We start from the raw sequence: 17415 nt of genomic DNA, 5'->3' as shown, positions 1-17415 counted from the left end.
CATGACTCGCGTCCTGATCGCGTCCGATAAGTTCAAGGGGTCATTGACCGCCGCGCAGGTCGGTGCCGCTGTCCGCGCCGGTATCCACCGCGTCCGGCCCGGTGCCGAGGTGTCGGTGGTGCCGATCGCTGACGGCGGGGACGGCACCGTCGCCGCCGCTTCGGCCGCGGGTTTCGAGGCGGTCCTGGTGACCGCGTCCGGCCCCACCGGCGAACCGGTGTGCACGGCGTATGCCCGCCGCGACGATATCGCCGTCGTGGAACTCGCGGACGTATCCGGGCTCGTGCGGCTACCCGGCGGGAAGTTCGCACCGATGACGGCCACCAGCCGGGGCACCGGTGAGGTGATCGCCGCGGCAATCGATGCGGGCTGCCGCCGGGTCGTGCTCGGCATCGGCGGCAGTGCGGGTACCGATGGCGGTGCCGGACTGCTCGCGGCGCTGGGTGCCCGGCTGCTCGATATCGGCGGGAACGAAATCGGGTATGGCGGTGCGGCATTGGCACGGCTGCACACGATCGATCTCGAGCCGGTGCGGGAACGGCTGGCCGGTGTGGAGATCACCGTGGCGTGCGATGTGGACAATCCGCTCACCGGTCCGCGCGGTGCGGCCGCCGTCTACGGCCCGCAAAAGGGCGCTGACGGTGACCAAGTGACGGAGCTGGATTCGGCGCTCAACCATTGGGCGGATTGTGTTGCGGCCGCGACCGGTACCGATCTGCGCGATCGTGCGGGTGCCGGTGCGGCGGGTGGGGTCGGGTTCGCGGCCGTCGCGGTGCTCGGTGCTCGGCTGCGTCCCGGGATCGAGTTGGTTTTGGAGCTGGTCGGTTTCACCGACCGGGTGGCCGGTGCGGATCTGGTGGTGACCGGGGAGGGCATGCTCGACGAGCAGACTCTGTACGGCAAGGCGCCGGCTGGCGTCGCTACTGCCGCGGGCTTCTCGGGTGTACCAGTAGTCGCCGTGTGTGGTCGGAATACTTTGCCCGCCAAGCGATTACATGAGGCCGGGTTCTCGGCCGCATACGCACTAGCCGATATCGAACCCGATATCGCGCGCTGCTTCGCGGAGGGCGAACAGCTGCTCGAGCAATTGGGCATGCGGATCGCTGTGGAACATGTGTCGCCGCAGCCCCCGACCGCCCCGCCCACCACCGGGCACCAGTCGCCGGGGGCCGCACCAGACGATGTGTCAGCAAGACACGCCGCGGGGTCGGCCACGGCGGGTCGGCCGTCCACTGGGCACCAGGTGCCGGGGGCTGCTGTGGACCATGTGTCTGCAGACCATGCTGCGGGGAGCATGGCGGGTCGGCCATCTGCCGGTCGCCAGTCGCCGGGGGCTGCGATGGACCAACTATCTGCAGGACATGCCGCCGGGTCGGCCATGGCGGGTCGGCCATCTGCTGGGTACCAGATGCCGGGTGCCGCGACTGACCAGGAGCACGGTGCGGGGACGGCCACGACAGAGCTGCTATCTGCCAGGTACCAGTCGCCGGGGGCTGCGATGGACCAAGGATCTGCGGGCCCGGCCACTCCGGAGCGCTCGGTTGCGGGCCTGGCCGACGACATTGTCGCGGCCCCTTCCCGAAGCGGCGGCGGCGCAAGGACATTCGACGGGAGATTCCGATGATTGCGGACGGAGTTGTGTGATGCGGGAGAACTTCGAGATCCAGCCGATCTCACCGGTCCCCGCACACCTGGACCTGGTGATCCGTGCGGAGCGGATCATCGGGACGGCGGGGGAGACCGGTGGCTCGGTCGGTGTGCGCGACGGCAGGATCGTGGCGATCGAGCCGCTGGATTCCATCCTGACCGCGAAAACGGTCGTCGAGCTGGCCGCCGACGAGGTACTGCTGCCCGGCGTTGTCGATGCGCACGTGCACGTCAACGATCCCGGCCGCACGGAATGGGAGGGCTTCCCGAGTGCGACGAAGGCGGCCGCGGCTGGCGGTGTCACCACCATTATCGATATGCCGCTCAACAGCATTCCGCCGACCTGTGATCTCGCGGCACTCGAAGTGAAGCGCAAGACCGCGCGGGACCGCGTGCATGTGGACGTCGGATTCTGGGGCGGAGCGATCCCCGGAAATCTGGCGGATCTGCGGCAACTGCAAGACGCGGGTGTATTCGGCTTCAAATGCTTTTTACTGCACTCTGGTGTCGACGAATTCCCGGCACTGGACGCCACCCAACTGGAACTGGCCATGCGGGAAATCCGTTTGTTCGACGGTCTGCTAATCGTGCACGCCGAGGACGCGCACGCCATCGAACACGCACCGATTCCACAGGGGGACAAGTACTCCGGCTTCCTGCGTTCGCGCCCGCGCGGTGCGGAGAACCTGGCCGTCGCCCAGGTGATCGAACTGGCCAGGTGGACCGGCTGTCGCGTGCATATTCTGCACGTGTCGAGCTCGGATGCGCTGCCGATGATCGCCTCGGCCCGCCGCGACGGCGTCCGGATCACCGCCGAAACGTGTCCGCACTATCTGTCGTTCGCCGCGGAGGAAATTCCGGACGGTGCGACGCAATTCAAATGCTGCCCGCCGATCCGTGAAAGCGGCAATCGCGAGTTGCTCTGGGAAGGGTTGCGCGAGGGCACCATCGATATGGTGGTCTCGGACCACTCGCCGTCGACCGCCGACCTGAAGTGCTTCGACACCGGCGACTTCGCCCGTGCCTGGGGTGGTATTTCCTCACTGCAACTCGGACTTTCGGCTGTCTGGACCGAAGCGCGACTGCGCGGTTTCAGTCTGGTGGACGTCGCGCGCTGGATGAGCCGCGCGCCCGCCGAACACGCGGGCCTGCGGCGCAAGGGCGCCATCGAGGTCGGCTACGACGCGGATTTCTGTGTCTTCGCACCCGATGACGCCTTCGTCGTCGACGTGCATCGCCTGCACCACAAAAACGCCGTCACACCGTACGCGGCCCGCCCGCTCGCGGGCGCGGTCCGTGGTACCTGGTTGCGCGGCAACCGAATCGATATCGACAACGAGCCGCAGGGGCGGCTCCTGGCCCGAGGAGAAGTATGACCGATCAATCCGCCCCCGCCTTCACCCGACTGCCCGATCTCGCCTCCCGCGCGCTCACGGGCAGTGTGGTCTACGCCAACGACGAGTTGTTCGCCGAGCGGGAGAATCTGATCCGGCCCGGCCGTGCGGTTTTCAGCACCGAGGACTTCGGCCACAAGGGCAAGACCTACGACGGTTGGGAAACGCGGCGTCGTCGCGAAACCGGCAATGACTATGCGATTGTCCGGCTGGGTGTGCCGGGGCGGGTGCACGGTGTCGTCGTCGACACCTCATGGTTCATCGGCAATTACCCGCCCTTCGCCTCGGTCGAGGCGACGAGTGTGCAGGGCCAGCCCTCGCCTGCCGAACTCCAGCAGGCCGAATGGGTGACACTGGTCGCGAAGTCGGATATCGCCGGCGATACCGATAACTTCTTCGAAGTCACCGACGAGCGCCGCTTTACCCACGTCCGGCTCTCGATCTACCCGGACGGCGGCGTGGCCCGCCTCCGCGTCCACGGGACTCCACTGCCGGATCCCCGTTTCCTCAGTGGCACAGTCGATCTCGCCGCTCTGGAACACGGCGGCGATGTGGTGGACTGCTCCGACAGGTTCTTCTCCGCGCCGACCAATATCCTGCTACCCGGCCGGTCGCGGCAGATGGACGAAGGCTGGGAGGGTGCGCGTCGCCGCGATGCGGGCAATGATCACGTCACGGTGCGGCTGGGTGCGCGCGGGGCGATTCGGCGCGTGGAAATCGACACCTCGAATTATGTCGGCAATGCGCCGGGTTGGGCGGTGCTGCGCGGCGCCGATGCCGATTCCGGTGCGGACCTGGATGATCCGTCGACATGGACCGAATTGCTGCCGCGCACGCGGCTGCAGCCCGATGCCCGTCACTTCTTCCGGATCGGAACCGATGCGCCGGTCACCCATGTCCGGCTCGATGTGTACCCCGACGGCGGCGTGGCCCGGTTGCGGGTCCACGGCGAGATCGATCCGCAGACCTTGGTCGCCAACACCGTCGCTTGGCTCGCAGCCCTGCCCGAAACGCACGCGCTGCAGGTGCTCACCGCCGATGGTGGGTTGCCCCGCGACGAAGCACGGAAGTTGCTCGCGGAACGGCCCTTCGCGAGCCCCGACGCGGTGCCGTCGGCCGTGATCGACGCGCTGCTCGCGTTGTAGTCGCTGGTCGGCCGGGCAATCGGAGCCCCCACCGATGGTCCGGCCGACCGGCTCGGCCCGCGTCCGAAAACCGCTGGCACTTGTCGACCGACTGATCTACGTTCGGCCCATGATGCGTACGGATGGGTCGGTCGAGCCGCAAGCCATTGTCGCCGCCGCCGTGACGGTGGTCTTGTGGGCTTCGGCCTTCGTCTTCATCCGCAGTGCGGGACACGACTTTTCGCCGGGTGCGCTGGCACTCGGGCGATTGCTCGCCGCATCGATCACGCTGGGAACGGTGCTGGTCATCCGCGGTGAGGGCCTGCCGCCGCGGGCCGCGTGGCCGGGCATCGTCATCTCCGGCGTGCTGTGGTTCGGCGTCTACATGGTGGCGTTGAACTGGGGTGAGCGCAATGTCGACGCCGGGACCGCGGCGATGGTCGTCGGCATCGGTCCGGTGCTGATCGCGGTGCTCGGCGGATTGGTCCTGCGGGAAGGGTTTCCGGCCCGGCTGATGGTCGGTCTGGTCGTGTCGTTCGCCGGAACCGTCGTTGTCGGACTGTCGACCTCCGATGGCGGCGGCGCGGCGGTGCTCGGTGTCGTGCTGTGCCTGCTCGCGGCCATCGTCTGGGCGGCATCGACCATCGCGCAGAAACCGGCGCTGGCGAGCGCATCCGCATTGCAGGTGGTCACCTTCGGCTCGGTCATCGGAACCGTCGCGTGTCTGCCGTTCTCCTGGCAGCTGATCACCGAGGCGGCGGACGCGCCGCTGTCGTCCACGCTGAGTCTGGTGTACCTGGGCGTCTTCCCAACAGCTTTGGCTTTCACCACATGGGCCTACGCACTAGCCCGCACGACGGCCGGGAAAATGGGCGTGACAACCTATGCGGTCCCGGCCCTCGTCGTGTTGATGTCCTGGATCGCGCTGGGCGAGGTGCCCGGCGCGCTGACCATCGTCGGCGGTGTCCTGTGCCTGGCCGGTGTGGCCGTCACGCGGTCCCGGCCGCGCGTCAGCCCATCCGTCGATCCGGAAACTGTCGAACCTGCTCCACGCTGATCGCGTTGGTCGGCCGAGTTGCGCGTTCGGCGATGTGTGCGGCGGACGCCGGGCAGAATCGACAGGCGTGGATACCGTCGACCCCACCGTGGACCTGTTGGACCGCGCATTGACCCAGATGGGCGAGGTCATCGCGGCGATTCGGCCGGAACAGGCGACCCTGCCGACACCCTGTGCCGGCTGGGACGTGCAGGCGCTCGTGCGACATGTCATCGGGCAGAGCCTGCGGAATTTCCTGGATTCGGCGCGTGGCGAGATGGCCGATTGGGCGGCGCCGCCCGCCGAGCTGAGTCCGAACTGGGCGGCGGAGTACCGCGCGGCCGCCGCACCCGTCCTCGACGTCTGGCACCACGCCGACCTCGAACGCCCGGTTCCGGTACCCGGCGGCGCACAAGCGCCGCTGCGCAGCCGAGCCGATCAGCAGATCACCGAATTGGCCATGCACACCTGGGATCTCGCCCGTGCGACCGGTCAGCGCATCGACTTCGACCCGGCCATCGCGGAGTACGGACTGGCTTGGTCACGTAAGCTGCTGCGCCCGGAATTCCGCGGCCCGGACAAGGCTTTCGACCTCGAGGTGCCCGTGCCCGTCGACGCTCCCGCATACGATCGGCTCGCGGGGTGGTTCGGCCGCGATCCCTCCTGGAAGTCGCCGGGGCCGCAGAACTGAACTGTCCCAATCGGTGCCCGCCCTGAAGGCTCCGGGGCGGCCGGTGTGCGCGGCACGACAGTTGGCACTCGGATCGGCGCGCAGGAAGTCGGATCCCGGCACCGAGAAGCATCGCAGAGCTACCGCGCCAATACGACGGGCAACTCGAGCGGTCCACGATGCCGAAAACCGGAGCGCCACTGAATTTCTCGTGGATCGCAGACGAGCGTCGGAGTTCGGCCGTCCAGCAGCAAGGTCTCCAGTACGGCTCCAGCGATGGTCCGAACCAGTGCGGTGCCGAGGCAGGAATGGCCGCCGTGCCCGAGACCTAAATGCGGATTATTCGCGCGTGCGAGATCTAGTTCGGCCGGATTGTCGAAGATCTCCGAATCATGGTTGGCCGATGCCAGACAGAGCAGAACAGTGTCACCGGAACCGATGGTGTGTCCCGCGATATCGAGTTCGGTGGTTGCGAATCTGGGCCCCGAAACAACCTGCGGCGACAGGTAGCGCAGCAGTTCGTCCACCGCCGGGCGGGTATCGGCCATGGCGCGCAGCACCGCCAGCTGATCCGGATGGGTGAGCAGCGCCAACGCGGATCCGGCGATCAGGTCGACGAGCACTTCGTACCAGACGAACAGCAGATAGAAGATCATCGAGGCCAGCTCGTGCGCACTCGGTGCACCGGTCTGGTCACTCGAACCCACCAGCCGTCCGAGCACAGTGTCGTCCCGCGCCCCCTCCATCGTCGCGATGACGATGGCGCGCATGGTGGTGAGCGTGTCGCGGGCACGCGGGGGAGTGGCGCTCGGCAGCAATGTCGAACGCGCCCAATGCAATAGCGCCTCGCGCTCCGGTGCCGCCAACCCGAGCAATTCGCCGAGCACGGCCGCGGGCAGGACAACGGCGAACCGCTCGATGAGATCGATGGTGCCGCCGCTGTCCACCTCCGACCGACAAGCCGACACCAATTCCGGTGCCGTGCGCGCCCATTCGGCGAGCCGTCGCGGCGACAACTCGGCGGTGACGGCCCTGCGCAGCCGAGCGTGGTCCTCCGGTTCGCTCTCCAGGAATCCGAGGTCCAAGGGTGGCGGCACCACGAACCCGCGATAGTCCGTCTTCCCCGCATAGCGCGGCTGGGTGGAGAGCCGATTATCGAGCAGCCCGGCCCGGACATCGGCGAACCGGGTTACCAACCAGGCGGGTGGGCCGTCCGGTGTCCGGACCCGATGCACCCCACCGTCCTCGCGCAATCGCCGCAGCGTGGGCCATGGATTCGCGGCGAACTCGGCATCGAAGATCAGCAATGTCACGCCGCCATCATCCGGGGCGAGATATCGGCAGACCCGAGGTGTGTCGAAGGTCGCAGAATTTGCTGGTCATTTGGTCGGCGAGGTGCGAGGCTTAAGCGGTGACACATCCTCCGGATACCACGTCGGCCGCAGCGGACCCCGCGACCGACAAGCTAGACATCGCGGTCTTCAAGGTGGCAGGGGTGGTCGTGCTCGGCGCGATCATGTCGATCCTGGACATCACCGTCGTAACCGTCGCGATCCCGAAATTCCAGAACGAGTTCCACACCACCACCGCGATCGCGGCTTGGTCGATGACCGGCTACACCCTCGCGCTGGCCAGCGTCATCCCGCTGACCGGCTGGGCGGCGGACCGGTTCGGCACCAAACGGCTGTACATGCTCGCGCTGACGCTGTTCGTGCTCGGATCGGTGCTGTGCAGCCAGGCCTGGAGCATGGAAACGCTGATCGCCTTCCGTGTTGTCCAGGGTCTCGGCGGCGGCATGCTGATGCCGCTCGGCATGACGATCATGACCCACGCGGCCGGTCCGCAACGCGTCGGGCGGGTAATGGCGGTGCTCGGGGTGCCGATGCTGCTCGGCCCGATCTGCGGGCCGATCCTGGGCGGTTGGCTGATCGACAGTTACGGCTGGAAGTGGATCTTCCTGATCAATGCTCCGGTCGGGGTGATCGCGCTCGTTCTCGCCTTCGTCGTGTTCCCCGCGGACAATCCGGAGCCGTCGGAATCCTTCGACTTCCTCGGCATGCTGCTGGCCTCGCCGGGTCTGGCGCTGTTCCTGTTCGGCGTCTCCTCGATTCCGGGTGAGGGCACGGTCATGGCGGCCAAGGTGCTCATACCCGCCGCCATCGGTCTGGTGCTCATCGTGCTGTTCGTCTTCCACGCGCTGCGCACCGAACATCCGCTGATCGATCTGCATCTGTTCCGCAACCGATCGCTGACCTTCGCGGTGCTGACCATGGTGCTGTTCGCGACCGCCTTCTTCGGAGCGGGCCTGCTGCTGCCGACCTATTTGCAGCAGGTGCGCGGCGAAACAGCCATGGCGGCTGGTCTGCTGATGGTGCCGCAGGGCCTGGGTGCGATGTTGACGATGCCGATCGCGGGCCGGCTCGTCGACAAGATCGGTCCGGGCAAGATCGTGTTGACCGGTATCTCGCTGATCTCACTCGGCACGGTGTTCTTCGTGCAGCTGAAGTCCGATACGTCGTATCCGTTCATGTTGGGCGCGCTGTTCGTGATGGGCCTCGGCATGGGCTGCACCATGATGCCGACCATGACCGCGGCGATCCAGACGCTGACCCACCAGCAGGTCGCGCGCGGTACCACGCTGATGAACATCATCAACCAGTCCGCCGGGTCGATCGGTACCGCGACGATGTCGGTGGTGCTCAGCAGCCTGCTGAACCAGCATCCGTTCGCCAAGCCGGCGATCGCGTCGAACTACGATCCCTCGATCGCGGCGAAGTTGCCGCCCGGTGCGGTCGAGACCGGATTGAGCCAGGCCGCGACGGCATTCAGCCACACCTACATCGTGGCGCTGGTGCTGATGGTGCTGACCTTGGTACCAGCGGCGTTCCTGCCGCGTACCAAGCCGCAGACGCCCGCGGTCGCCGACGCGCCAGCCCTGGTGCATTAGCCGAAGGGTCCGAGTTCGCCTGTGCACCAGGCGAACTCGGCCTACCGACGGTCGGCGTCCAGAAATTCCAGAACGAGCGGGCTTGCGGTGCTTCGGAATTCGTCGAAATAGGCATGCCGAGCCCCCGGGATCCACGCCAGCCGCGCACCGGCAATCCGTTCCGCGAGCAACAGTGCGTTCGCCGCTGGATTGAACCGGTCCTCGCTCCCGTGCACGATCAGCGTCGGAACCGCGATATCCGCCAGCACATCCCATGCGTCATGTCTATTGCTCGCGTAGAGATGTCTGCGCTTCGCGTATGCGGGCATGCTCGGATCACCGAGGGTGTTGAACGGCCCGGACGTGCTCGCCAGATACCCCGGGGTGTACATCAGTTCCAGCAGCGCCCGCCGTGCCGCCACCGGATCGGGTTGGGCCAGCGACTTCCGTACGTCGGCGTCACGCTCGACAGCGTTGCGGCCACCCGGTGACGTGCAGCCGAGCACCAGCGCATGCACCCGATCCGGAAACCGCGCGGCCAGCCACTGCGCGACTCGGCCACCCATGGACGTGCCGTACACCGCGGTCTTCTCGATGCCGAGAGCGTCGAGCACCGCAATGGCGTCCTCGGCGAATCCGAGGGTGCTGTACGGGATATCCGGCTTATCGCTGTCACCGGTCCCGCGATAGTCCAGTGAGACGGTGCGATACGCGGTCTCGAAGTCGGCGCGGACTCCATCCCACCAGTGGTGATTATTGGCCTGCCCGGTGAGCAGCAGCAGCGGCGGACCGTCACCGCCGGTCTGATACGCGATCCGGGCGCCGTCCGCGGCCTCGGCATGCGGCACGTTCGAACTCCCCTCAGCTGTAGAGCGCGACGAAACGCTCCAGCGAGCGCTCGATATCGCCCTTCAGCGCCCGCGCGACACCGGAACCGATCGGACCGAACAGGGGCGCGCCGCCCAGATCGATATCGACGGTGACCTCCGAGCCCGCACCCTTCGCGGCGACGAGCAGTTCGAGCTTGAATTTGGTGCCGCCCTTGCCGGTGCCGCTCAACGCCAGGCGCCGCGGCGGTTCAGCGGCCTTGACCGTCCAGGTGACCCGATTGCGCAATCCCTTGACCGATGCGACACCGACCAGTTGGGTGCCGACGGTCAGTTCGGCGGGCACCTCGTTGCGCCACGCCTCGTGCATGAGGAGCCATTTGTCGAGTTCGGTGAGGTTGGAGGTATGCGACCAGGCCTCCTGCGGGGGAATCGGCACGTCGACGGACACCTTCAGCTTTGCCATTCGCGCATAGTATCCGGTACCCGCGGTTCGCTATTTATGGCATTCGGTCATACCGATCGGGCGGTACGCGAAATGCAATGGGGGCACTGGCGGTTCGAGGAATCGGAATGTGGTCCTCGGATCGAGAGAGACTTCCCGGCGATGCTGCTACTGTGGGCGGGTCGTCGGGTGCCGAGCTACTTATCGGCTCGATCCGCCCGGTCGGTGATTCGTCGAATCGCTTGCCGTGCGGGCACTCTGGGGTTGGTGCCAGTGTCGATGTGGCCGCATTCGACGAATGTTGATCCTGGTCGGCGTCGCGAGGAAGGCGAGACAACGCGCAGTGACACCGGCTGTCGCAACGACGAGAGAGCTGATGAATCAAGATATCGCCGTGGTGCTTTCATGGATCCTCGCCCCCGCTCTCATTATTGCCGTGGCGGCGGCGTTGTATGTAGCGCAATACGCGAAACAACAGAAGATCCGCGCCGACGCCCTCAATAGAGCGAATCGGGCGCAGGAGGAAACCCTCGAGCACTTCGCCGGCCAGACACTGCCGGCGATGACCGAGGCGGTGCGCCGCTTCGAGGCACCGGTTTCGGCCATCGAGGTGCCGACGGGGCAGGAGACTTCCCGGTTCACCCAGTGCCTGCAATGGATTTCCGAGCGGTACGCCGACGACCTGCGCATGGTGCAGTCGGAGGCGCACGAGCAGGCCGTGCGTGAGGCCGAGGAAAAGGCGCAGCAGGCGATCAAGGCGACCGAGGAGGGCACTCGAGCCGAGATCGAATCCGCCTCGCGGGCCGCGACCAGCGCGGCGGTGCGTTCCTTCGGCACCTCCGTGGTCAGCCTCGGCGCGGATGTCAGTCAGGTGGTGAGCTCCGCGCTGCGCGAGCACCGCGACGACGAGGTCTACGCCACCCTCACTCGCATCGACCACACCGTGCAGCAGATGCTGCGGCAGGCCCAGTCGTATGTGATTGTCTGTGGTGGTCTGCCGGGTCGGCGCTGGCCCGCGCAGTCGCTCACCGATGTGGTCGGCGGCGCGATCGGGCGTGTGCGTGACTACCTGCGGGTCCGGGCCAACCAGCTCGACCGCATCGTCATCAGCCGCGCGGTGGAACCGCTCGTGCACACCCTGGCCACGCTGCTCGACAACGCGCTGCGCTACTCCCCGCCGACGTCTTATGTGGATGTGACCTTCCAGGAGGGCCACCACGGCGTCACCGTCATCATCGACGATGCCGGTGTGCGGATGAACGCGGAGCAGATGGAGGAGGCCAGGCAGGTGCTCGCCAATGAGCGCCCGATCGACATCCACCAGCTCGGCCCGTCCCCGCGCGTCGGTTTCCCGGGCATCGCGGCACTGGCCCGACGCTACGGATTCACCGTCTACATCGATGGCCCGAACGTCTACGGCGGTATGCGGGCGATGGTCTACATCCCCGAGGCGCTGCTCGTCACCGCGGTGGCCAACGCCGAACCGGCCGTTCCCGCCGTCACCCCGGCCCCGGAACCCGTGCCGACCGCTGTCGCCGAGGATAAGCCCTTCGAATTATCTCCGGTTCCGGTCTTGGCCGGGGTGGGCGAACAACCCGCCGAGAACGAGGAGTTCGCTGTGCACGAGATCACCAGTGGCGGCCTACCCAAGCGACGCCGTCGGGCGGTGTCTTCGGTGCCCGCGCAGACCGGCACCGAATCCGAAGCGGGACAGGCTCGTCCCGAAATCGCCTCCGCCTGGCAGATGGGTTCCAAGAGCGGCCGTGAGGCTGCTGCCTCCGATAACAGCGAAGGGATGTCATCCTGATGAGCACACCGGTGACCGACAGCAGCAATAGGCTGGGTTGGCTACTCGAGGATCTCAGCAACGTTCCCGGCGTCCGGTTCGCGGTGCTGCTGTCCGACGACGGACTGCGGATCGCGCACTCCGACGGTGTCAACAAGGATGATGCCGAGCGTTTCGCCGCGGCCGCCTCGGGTCTTCGCTCACTAGGTAAGGCGCTCGGCGAATTCTGTGGTGGCCTCGACAATGGTGTGCGCCAGAACATGACCGAATACGACCAGGGCATGATCCTCATCACCGCGGCGGGCGAGGGTGCACTGCTCGGTGTTTCGACGACGCCCGAGACCGATATCGGGCTGGTCGCGCACCGCATGAACGAACTCGCCGGGCGGGTCGGGCACGAGTTAGGCGCCCAGCCGCGCGGGAGGGTTGAGGGCGGCTTGACGTCATGACGAGGTCCCGGCGAGACCCCGACTTGGTCCGGGCATACGTGCGCACCGGGGGGCGAATCCGCCCCAGTCGTGAGTTGGACCTGGTCACCCTGGTCGTCGCCGCCAAAGATCCGGCACCTGGTGCGACACCCGATGCGCGCCAGGTACTGAACCTGTGCAGCCGTCGCAGTGCCCTGTCCATTGCCGAGATCGCCGCCTATCTCGACCTGCCGCCGTCCGTCGTGACGATCGTCGTCGCCGATCTGCTGGACAGCGAACATCTGGCCACTCCGACCCCGGCCGAAGTCATGCCGGAGATCACCCTGCTCGAGGAGGTACTCAATGGGCTCCGCGCTCTCCCGGCCTGAGCGCACTGTCGACTATGTGCCGGAGACCGTGACCCGGTCGGTAAAGCTCTTGGTGGCAGGCAATTTCGGTGTCGGCAAAACGACATTCGTGAACAGCGTTTCGGAGATCCGACCGCTGCGCACGGAGGAGACGATCACCGAGGCCAGTGTCGGCGTCGACGATATGGCCGGGCTACCCGGCAAATCGCAGACGACCGTGGCGATGGATTTCGGCCGTATCACGCTGAATCCCACACTCGCGCTCTATCTTTTCGGGACGCCGGGACAGCGGCGTTTCGTCCCGCTGTGGGAGGAGCTGGCGCGCGGTGCGCTCGGCGCCCTGGTCCTGGTGGACACCCGGCGCATCGAGAAGGCCGACGAGGTGCTGTCCGTGCTCGAAGAGCGCGGGGTGCAGTATTCGGTCGCGGTCAACCAGTTCGAAGGCGCCAAGCGCTATCCGCTCGAAGAGATCCGGGACGCACTGGATCTCGCTCCGGATACTCCGTTGACCTCGCTCGACGCGCGGCAGCGCAGCACTTGTCTGCGATCGCTGATCACGCTCGTCGAGTTCCTATTCCATCGCCAGGAGTCTCGGAAGTAACCGCGCATTGCACACTGATTCAACAAAGCCCGGCCCTGTCGCGTTGGGGTCGCCGATCGATACCGACGGCCCGCGCGTACCGCTCTACTCGGAGGAGTTCGCAGCAGATCCGCACCGCGCGTACCGTGACATGCGCCGCCAGTTCGGATCTCTGGTACCGATTGACCTATCGCCCGGTGTACCAGCGACTTTGGTGATCGGCTATCACACCGCCGTACGAATCCTCAACGATCCCGACCACTTTCCGGCAGATCCGCGCATCTGGCAGCAAAAGATTCCCGGTGAATGCCCGGTCCTGCCGATGCTGGAATGGCGGCCGAATGCCTTGCGCAGTGCGGGAAACGAGCATTTGCGCTATCGACAGGCGAATGCGGCAAGTCTGGCCGAAGTCGATCTGCACGCACTGCATGCCGTCGTCGAAGATGCCGCCATTCCACTGATCAATGCCTTCTGCGGTGACGGCGCGGCCGATCTGATCAGCCAGTACGCATTTCCGCTCACCTTCCAGGTGTTGAACGATATGCTCGGTTGTCCGGCGGAGATCGGTCAGCAGGTCGCCACCGGGATGGCGGCCATCTTCGAAGGTGTGAACGCCGACAAGGGCAACGCGATGCTCACCGACGCGCTGTTCCAGCTCGTCACGCTGAAGCGCAGCGTTCCGGGCGACGACATCACCTCGCGGCTGATCGCGCATTCGGCCGTGCTGTCGGACGAGGAGATGATCCACCAGCTCGTCACCGTCTACGGTGCGGGCATCGAACCGCAGCAGAACTTGATCACCAACACACTGCTGCTGATGATGACCGACGACCGGTTCGCGGGCAGCGTGCACGGCGGAAGTCTTTCCACCCGTGACGCACTCGACGAAGTACTGTTCACCGACCCGCCGATGGCGAACTACTGTGTCTCCTATCCGAGACAGCCGATCCTCATCGACGGCGTCTGGCTGCCCGCCCACCAACCGGTGGTCATCAGCATGTCCGGATGTAATAACGATCCCGCCGTCGGGGTGAGCGAATTCGGGCCCAACCGTTCGCATCTGGCATGGGGTGTCGGCCCACATTCCTGCCCGGCGCGGTCGGTCGCCTATCTCATCGTCCAGGACGCCATCGACCAGCTGCTCGACGCACTTCCCGAAATGCGTTTGGGGGCAGAGCCCGAACAACTCGCCTGGCGGCCGGGTCCGTTCCATCGGGCCCTGGTATCCCTCCCGGTCACCTTTCCCAAATCCCCTCCGCTAGCCATGCTGTAAGGAGATTTCTGTAGTGCAACAACCTATTACCCTGGATCTCACGGGAACCGATATCCAGGGCGAATCCGCACGCCTGCGCGAGCGTGGGCCGGTGGCGCTGGTGGAATTGCCCGGCGGTGTGCGGGCGTGGTCGGTAACCGATGCCGGGCTGCTCAAGAAGCTGCTCGTCGACGCGCGGGTATCCAAGGATGCGAGCCAGCACTGGCCCGCGTTCATCAACGGCGAGATTCCGCAGGACTGGCCGCTTTTCCTGTGGGTCGCGGTGAACAATATGTTCACCGCCTACGGTGCGGACCACAAGCGGTTGCGCAAGTTGGTCGCACCCGCGTTCACCCATCGGCGCACCGAGGCGATGCGCGGGCAGATCGAGCGGATCACCGAGGAACTGCTCGCCGAACTCGCGAAGACGCCCGCCGGCGAATCGGTCGATCTGCGTGAGGGTTTCGCGTATCCGCTGCCGATTCAGGTCATCTCCGAATTGATGGGTGTGCCCGAGGAACTCAATCCGGGCTTGCGCAAATGCGTCGACGGGATTTTCGACACCTCCCTCGGTCCGGAGGAGTCGCAGGCGAACTACATGGAGATGTATCGGATCCTCGGTGAATTGGTGGCGTATCGGCGCGACCATCCCGGCGACGATATGACCAGTCTGCTGATCTCACACCGCGATGAGGACGACGGGTCCCAGCTCACCGAGCAGGAATTGATCGATACGCTGCTGCTTGTCATCAGCGCCGGACACGAGACCACGGTCAATCTGCTCGACCAGGCGATCTTCGCGCTGCTGACCAATCCGGAGCAGCGCGCCGCACTGATCGCGGAGCGGGCGACGTGGGCCGATCTGGTCGAGGAGGCGTTGCGGTTCGAGGCGCCGGTCGCACATCTGCCGCTGCGGTTCGCGGTCGACGATATCGAGATCGACGGGGTGCATATCGCCAAGGGCGAGCCGATTCTCGCCTCCTACGCCGCTGCCAACCGTGATCGGAAAGTTCACGGTGAGACCGCCGATCAATTCGATCTGGCCCGAGACAGTAAGGACCACTTGGCTTTCGGCTACGGGGTGCACCATTGCCTTGGGGCCCCGCTGGCTCGGCTCGAGGCGCTGGTGTCGTTGCCCGCGATCTTCGCGCGCTATCCGAATATGCGGTTGGCGGCGGATCCGTCCGAGTTGGGGACGGTGGTCAGTTTCATCTCGAATGGGCATGCCAGGTTGCCGGTTACGCTGGATTAGTCCACCTGAAAAGCCGGACCCCCTTCCGATTTCGATCGGGAGGGGGTTCGTGTCTTCCCGGGGTCAGCTCGAGGCGTCGATGCGGCCCTGTTTTCGGGCTCGGGCCAGTCCGCGGCGGGCCATCAATCCGTTGGCCAGCAACAGCAGTGTCTTGTTGGGCGGTGCGATGAAACCGGCCTCGGTGTGGGGTGCGTAGGTCGCATCGGTGCCGTCGATTTCGATCCAGCCGGTGTGCTGGCGGCATTCGAGGCCGACGAGCTGTGGGCGGTAGGTATGGGCGAGCAGACCCGCGCGGCGGCCGCCCTGGGCGATTTCCGCTGGGACCGTGAGGTTTACCCCCGCCTCGCTCGACCCGGTGACTTGCGCGGGAACCACCGCTGGGTAGCCGTCGGACTGGCGGTAGGCGAGCAGACAGTGCGGCAGTTTCGTGGCGCGCGCGGCGGCCTTGGCGCTGTCCACCCGGGGGCCGGTACCTTTTGCGGGCGGCTTCTGGGAATCCACGGTGGCGGGCAGCGGTTCGCCGAATACCTCCGGTTCGCCGGTCGCATCCAGATTCGGCCAAGCGATGATCCGGGTGACCGCGACCGTCACCAGCACCCGATCGGTGTAGTACGCGCTGAGCCAGCGATCCCAGAAGAGGCCGCGCCGTGGTGCGCCGAGATAGGGCGTCGCCTGCTCGCCGACGCGGTCGAGGGTCTCGGGGTCGGGCTCGGCGTCGAAGGTGGCGACGCCCTGTACCAGTACGAAGCTTTGATTTTTCTGGTCGCCGAGACCGTGCTCACGCGCGTGATATGCGAGCGCGACCTTCGGCTCGCGTTTGATCCGCTCCAGCTTGCGACCGAAGCCGAGCGAGGTCGTGAACCCGACCGTCCCCAACTCCCGATCCCGCATCCCGATCGGCGATACCGCCGTCACCACCGCCCCACCGGCCGGAGTGATATAGGCCAATCCGACGGTGAGATCACCGTGCAGGACATCATCGATTTCATCCGGCCAGGTAACTGCCATGCGCCGCAGGGTAGTCCCCTTGTCGGGGCGATAGGTGGCGAATGCGCATTCCGTTGCTCCGGACGGTGATTCGGGTTCCAGGCCTCTTACTGACCGCGCCGATCTTCGCGCTGACCGGTGAGCCGCCCGAGCAGGTCCACTGACGTCGCCTCATCCGTCGACGACAGCTCCCTGGCCCATTTCCGGAAATCGGTCGCGGCAGTAGTTCCAGGCAACCCGGGTCGGTCGATCACCCTGACGGCCCCAGCAGTAATCCGCTAAGTTTCCGGTCGCTGATCGAGCAGTCCCCGGTCGATCAGCTCGTGCACCCGCCCGACTGCGAACTCGATGGCGGCTGGATCGGTGGGTAGGGGTCCGTCGATCAGCAGACAGGCCAAGCCGTGAACCGTTGACCAGGCGGCAATCTCCGCGCCGGGCCTGCGTTCAGGGGGCAATAGTCCGGCCGATGACTTCCGATGCGTTGCGCGGGGCGATCGAGACAGCGGGGTTTCGTGATCGAGCAGTGGAATGACCGCACCGAACAAGCAGCCGCGACCATTGGGGCGGTACTGGCCTCGCCACCCGATCCCGTTGGGCTGCATGCCTTCGTCCCGAACTTCACCGAGAAGGCAGAGAACCTGACCCGTGGACTGGCCGACGGCAGCCTCCGAGCCGTTCAGGTGATCGCTCGCGCGGTGCGGTGATCGGCCACGC

Annotated in this window: 17 protein-coding genes; 13 read left to right on the top strand and 4 right to left on the bottom strand. The window is 66.1% G+C overall.

Annotated elements, in window-relative coordinates:
• Window position 1: 1 nt before the first annotated feature.
• From ACQPYR_RS27290 to ACQPYR_RS27270, 5 genes are all read left to right on the top strand, one after another.
• On the top strand, window positions 2-1624 hold the full coding sequence (locus tag ACQPYR_RS27290; RefSeq protein ID WP_433621800.1) for a glycerate kinase: 1623 nt from the start codon (window positions 2-4) through the stop codon (window positions 1622-1624).
• Window positions 1625-1643: 19 nt separating this feature from the next.
• Window positions 1644-3023: an allantoinase AllB gene (gene allB / locus ACQPYR_RS27285; RefSeq protein WP_433621799.1), complete on the top strand. Its 1380-nt coding sequence runs from the start codon at window positions 1644-1646 to the stop codon at window positions 3021-3023.
• Window positions 3020-4186, top strand: coding sequence for an allantoicase (gene alc / locus ACQPYR_RS27280; RefSeq protein ID WP_433621798.1), 1167 nt, complete (start codon window positions 3020-3022; stop codon window positions 4184-4186). Before allB ends, alc begins: the two co-directional genes overlap by 4 nt.
• 109 nt (window positions 4187-4295) lie before the next feature.
• Window positions 4296-5222 carry a DMT family transporter gene (locus tag ACQPYR_RS27275; protein WP_433621797.1) on the top strand — a complete coding sequence of 309 codons (927 nt, stop codon included), beginning with the start codon at window positions 4296-4298 and terminating at the stop codon, window positions 5220-5222.
• Between the two features lie 67 nt (window positions 5223-5289).
• Complete coding sequence (locus ACQPYR_RS27270; protein WP_433621796.1) at window positions 5290-5892, top strand: TIGR03086 family metal-binding protein; 603 nt, start codon at window positions 5290-5292, stop codon at window positions 5890-5892.
• A gap of 119 nt (window positions 5893-6011) precedes the next feature.
• On the opposite strand, the gene ACQPYR_RS27265 is transcribed toward ACQPYR_RS27270, so the two are convergent.
• Window positions 6012-7184 carry a cytochrome P450 gene (locus ACQPYR_RS27265; protein WP_433621795.1) on the bottom strand — a complete coding sequence of 391 codons (1173 nt, stop codon included), beginning with the start codon at window positions 7182-7184 and terminating at the stop codon, window positions 6012-6014.
• A 98-nt stretch (window positions 7185-7282) separates the two neighbouring features.
• Here ACQPYR_RS27265 and ACQPYR_RS27260 point away from each other — a divergent pair, with 98 nt between their 5' ends.
• Entirely contained in the window at window positions 7283-8818 is a 1536-nt protein-coding gene (locus tag ACQPYR_RS27260) for a DHA2 family efflux MFS transporter permease subunit (RefSeq protein ID WP_433621794.1), read from the top strand.
• Window positions 8819-8859: 41 nt separating this feature from the next.
• On the opposite strand, the gene ACQPYR_RS27255 is transcribed toward ACQPYR_RS27260, so the two are convergent.
• On the bottom strand, window positions 8860-9645 hold the full coding sequence (locus ACQPYR_RS27255; RefSeq protein ID WP_433621793.1) for an alpha/beta fold hydrolase: 786 nt from the start codon (window positions 9643-9645) through the stop codon (window positions 8860-8862).
• A gap of 13 nt (window positions 9646-9658) precedes the next feature.
• Window positions 9659-10090 (bottom strand): type II toxin-antitoxin system Rv0910 family toxin, encoded by a 432-nt coding sequence (locus ACQPYR_RS27250; RefSeq protein WP_040689525.1) that lies wholly within the window; start codon window positions 10088-10090, stop codon window positions 9659-9661.
• Window positions 10091-10445: 355 nt separating this feature from the next.
• Here ACQPYR_RS27250 and ACQPYR_RS27245 point away from each other — a divergent pair, with 355 nt between their 5' ends.
• The 6 genes from ACQPYR_RS27245 to ACQPYR_RS27220 all read left to right on the top strand — a co-directional run bounded on the left by ACQPYR_RS27245 (window position 10446) and on the right by ACQPYR_RS27220 (window position 15714).
• A complete protein-coding gene (locus ACQPYR_RS27245; protein WP_433621792.1) occupies window positions 10446-11876 on the top strand; it encodes an ATP-binding protein in 1431 nt (476 codons plus the stop codon).
• Window positions 11876-12304 (top strand): roadblock/LC7 domain-containing protein, encoded by a 429-nt coding sequence (locus ACQPYR_RS27240; protein WP_062987265.1) that lies wholly within the window; start codon window positions 11876-11878, stop codon window positions 12302-12304. Before ACQPYR_RS27245 ends, ACQPYR_RS27240 begins: the two co-directional genes overlap by 1 nt.
• On the top strand, window positions 12301-12651 hold the full coding sequence (locus ACQPYR_RS27235; RefSeq protein ID WP_433621791.1) for a DUF742 domain-containing protein: 351 nt from the start codon (window positions 12301-12303) through the stop codon (window positions 12649-12651). The genes ACQPYR_RS27240 and ACQPYR_RS27235 overlap by 4 nt, the downstream gene beginning before the upstream one ends.
• A complete protein-coding gene (locus ACQPYR_RS27230) occupies window positions 12626-13231 on the top strand; it encodes a GTP-binding protein (protein WP_040689533.1) in 606 nt (201 codons plus the stop codon). The genes ACQPYR_RS27235 and ACQPYR_RS27230 overlap by 26 nt, the downstream gene beginning before the upstream one ends.
• Before the next feature lie 193 nt (window positions 13232-13424).
• Window positions 13425-14483 (top strand): cytochrome P450, encoded by a 1059-nt coding sequence (locus tag ACQPYR_RS27225; protein ID WP_433621790.1) that lies wholly within the window; start codon window positions 13425-13427, stop codon window positions 14481-14483.
• A 13-nt stretch (window positions 14484-14496) separates the two neighbouring features.
• Window positions 14497-15714, top strand: a complete 1218-nt coding sequence (locus ACQPYR_RS27220) for a cytochrome P450 family protein (RefSeq protein WP_433621789.1) — start codon at window positions 14497-14499, stop codon at window positions 15712-15714.
• A 63-nt stretch (window positions 15715-15777) separates the two neighbouring features.
• Here ACQPYR_RS27220 and ACQPYR_RS27215 read toward each other — a convergent pair whose 3' ends face one another.
• Window positions 15778-16722, bottom strand: a complete 945-nt coding sequence (locus tag ACQPYR_RS27215; RefSeq protein WP_433621788.1) for a hypothetical protein — start codon at window positions 16720-16722, stop codon at window positions 15778-15780.
• A 491-nt stretch (window positions 16723-17213) separates the two neighbouring features.
• Between ACQPYR_RS27215 and ACQPYR_RS27210 the strand changes: the two genes are divergently transcribed.
• Window positions 17214-17405, top strand: a complete 192-nt coding sequence (locus ACQPYR_RS27210) for a hypothetical protein (protein ID WP_433621787.1) — start codon at window positions 17214-17216, stop codon at window positions 17403-17405.
• Window positions 17406-17415: the final 10 nt, after the last annotated feature.

The organism is Nocardia sp. CA-120079 (assembly GCF_050955745.1).
Classification (GTDB): Bacteria; Actinomycetota; Actinomycetes; order Mycobacteriales; family Mycobacteriaceae; genus Nocardia.
Note: the sequence above shows the minus strand (reverse complement) of the source record. Positions and strands in the feature narration are given on the sequence as shown.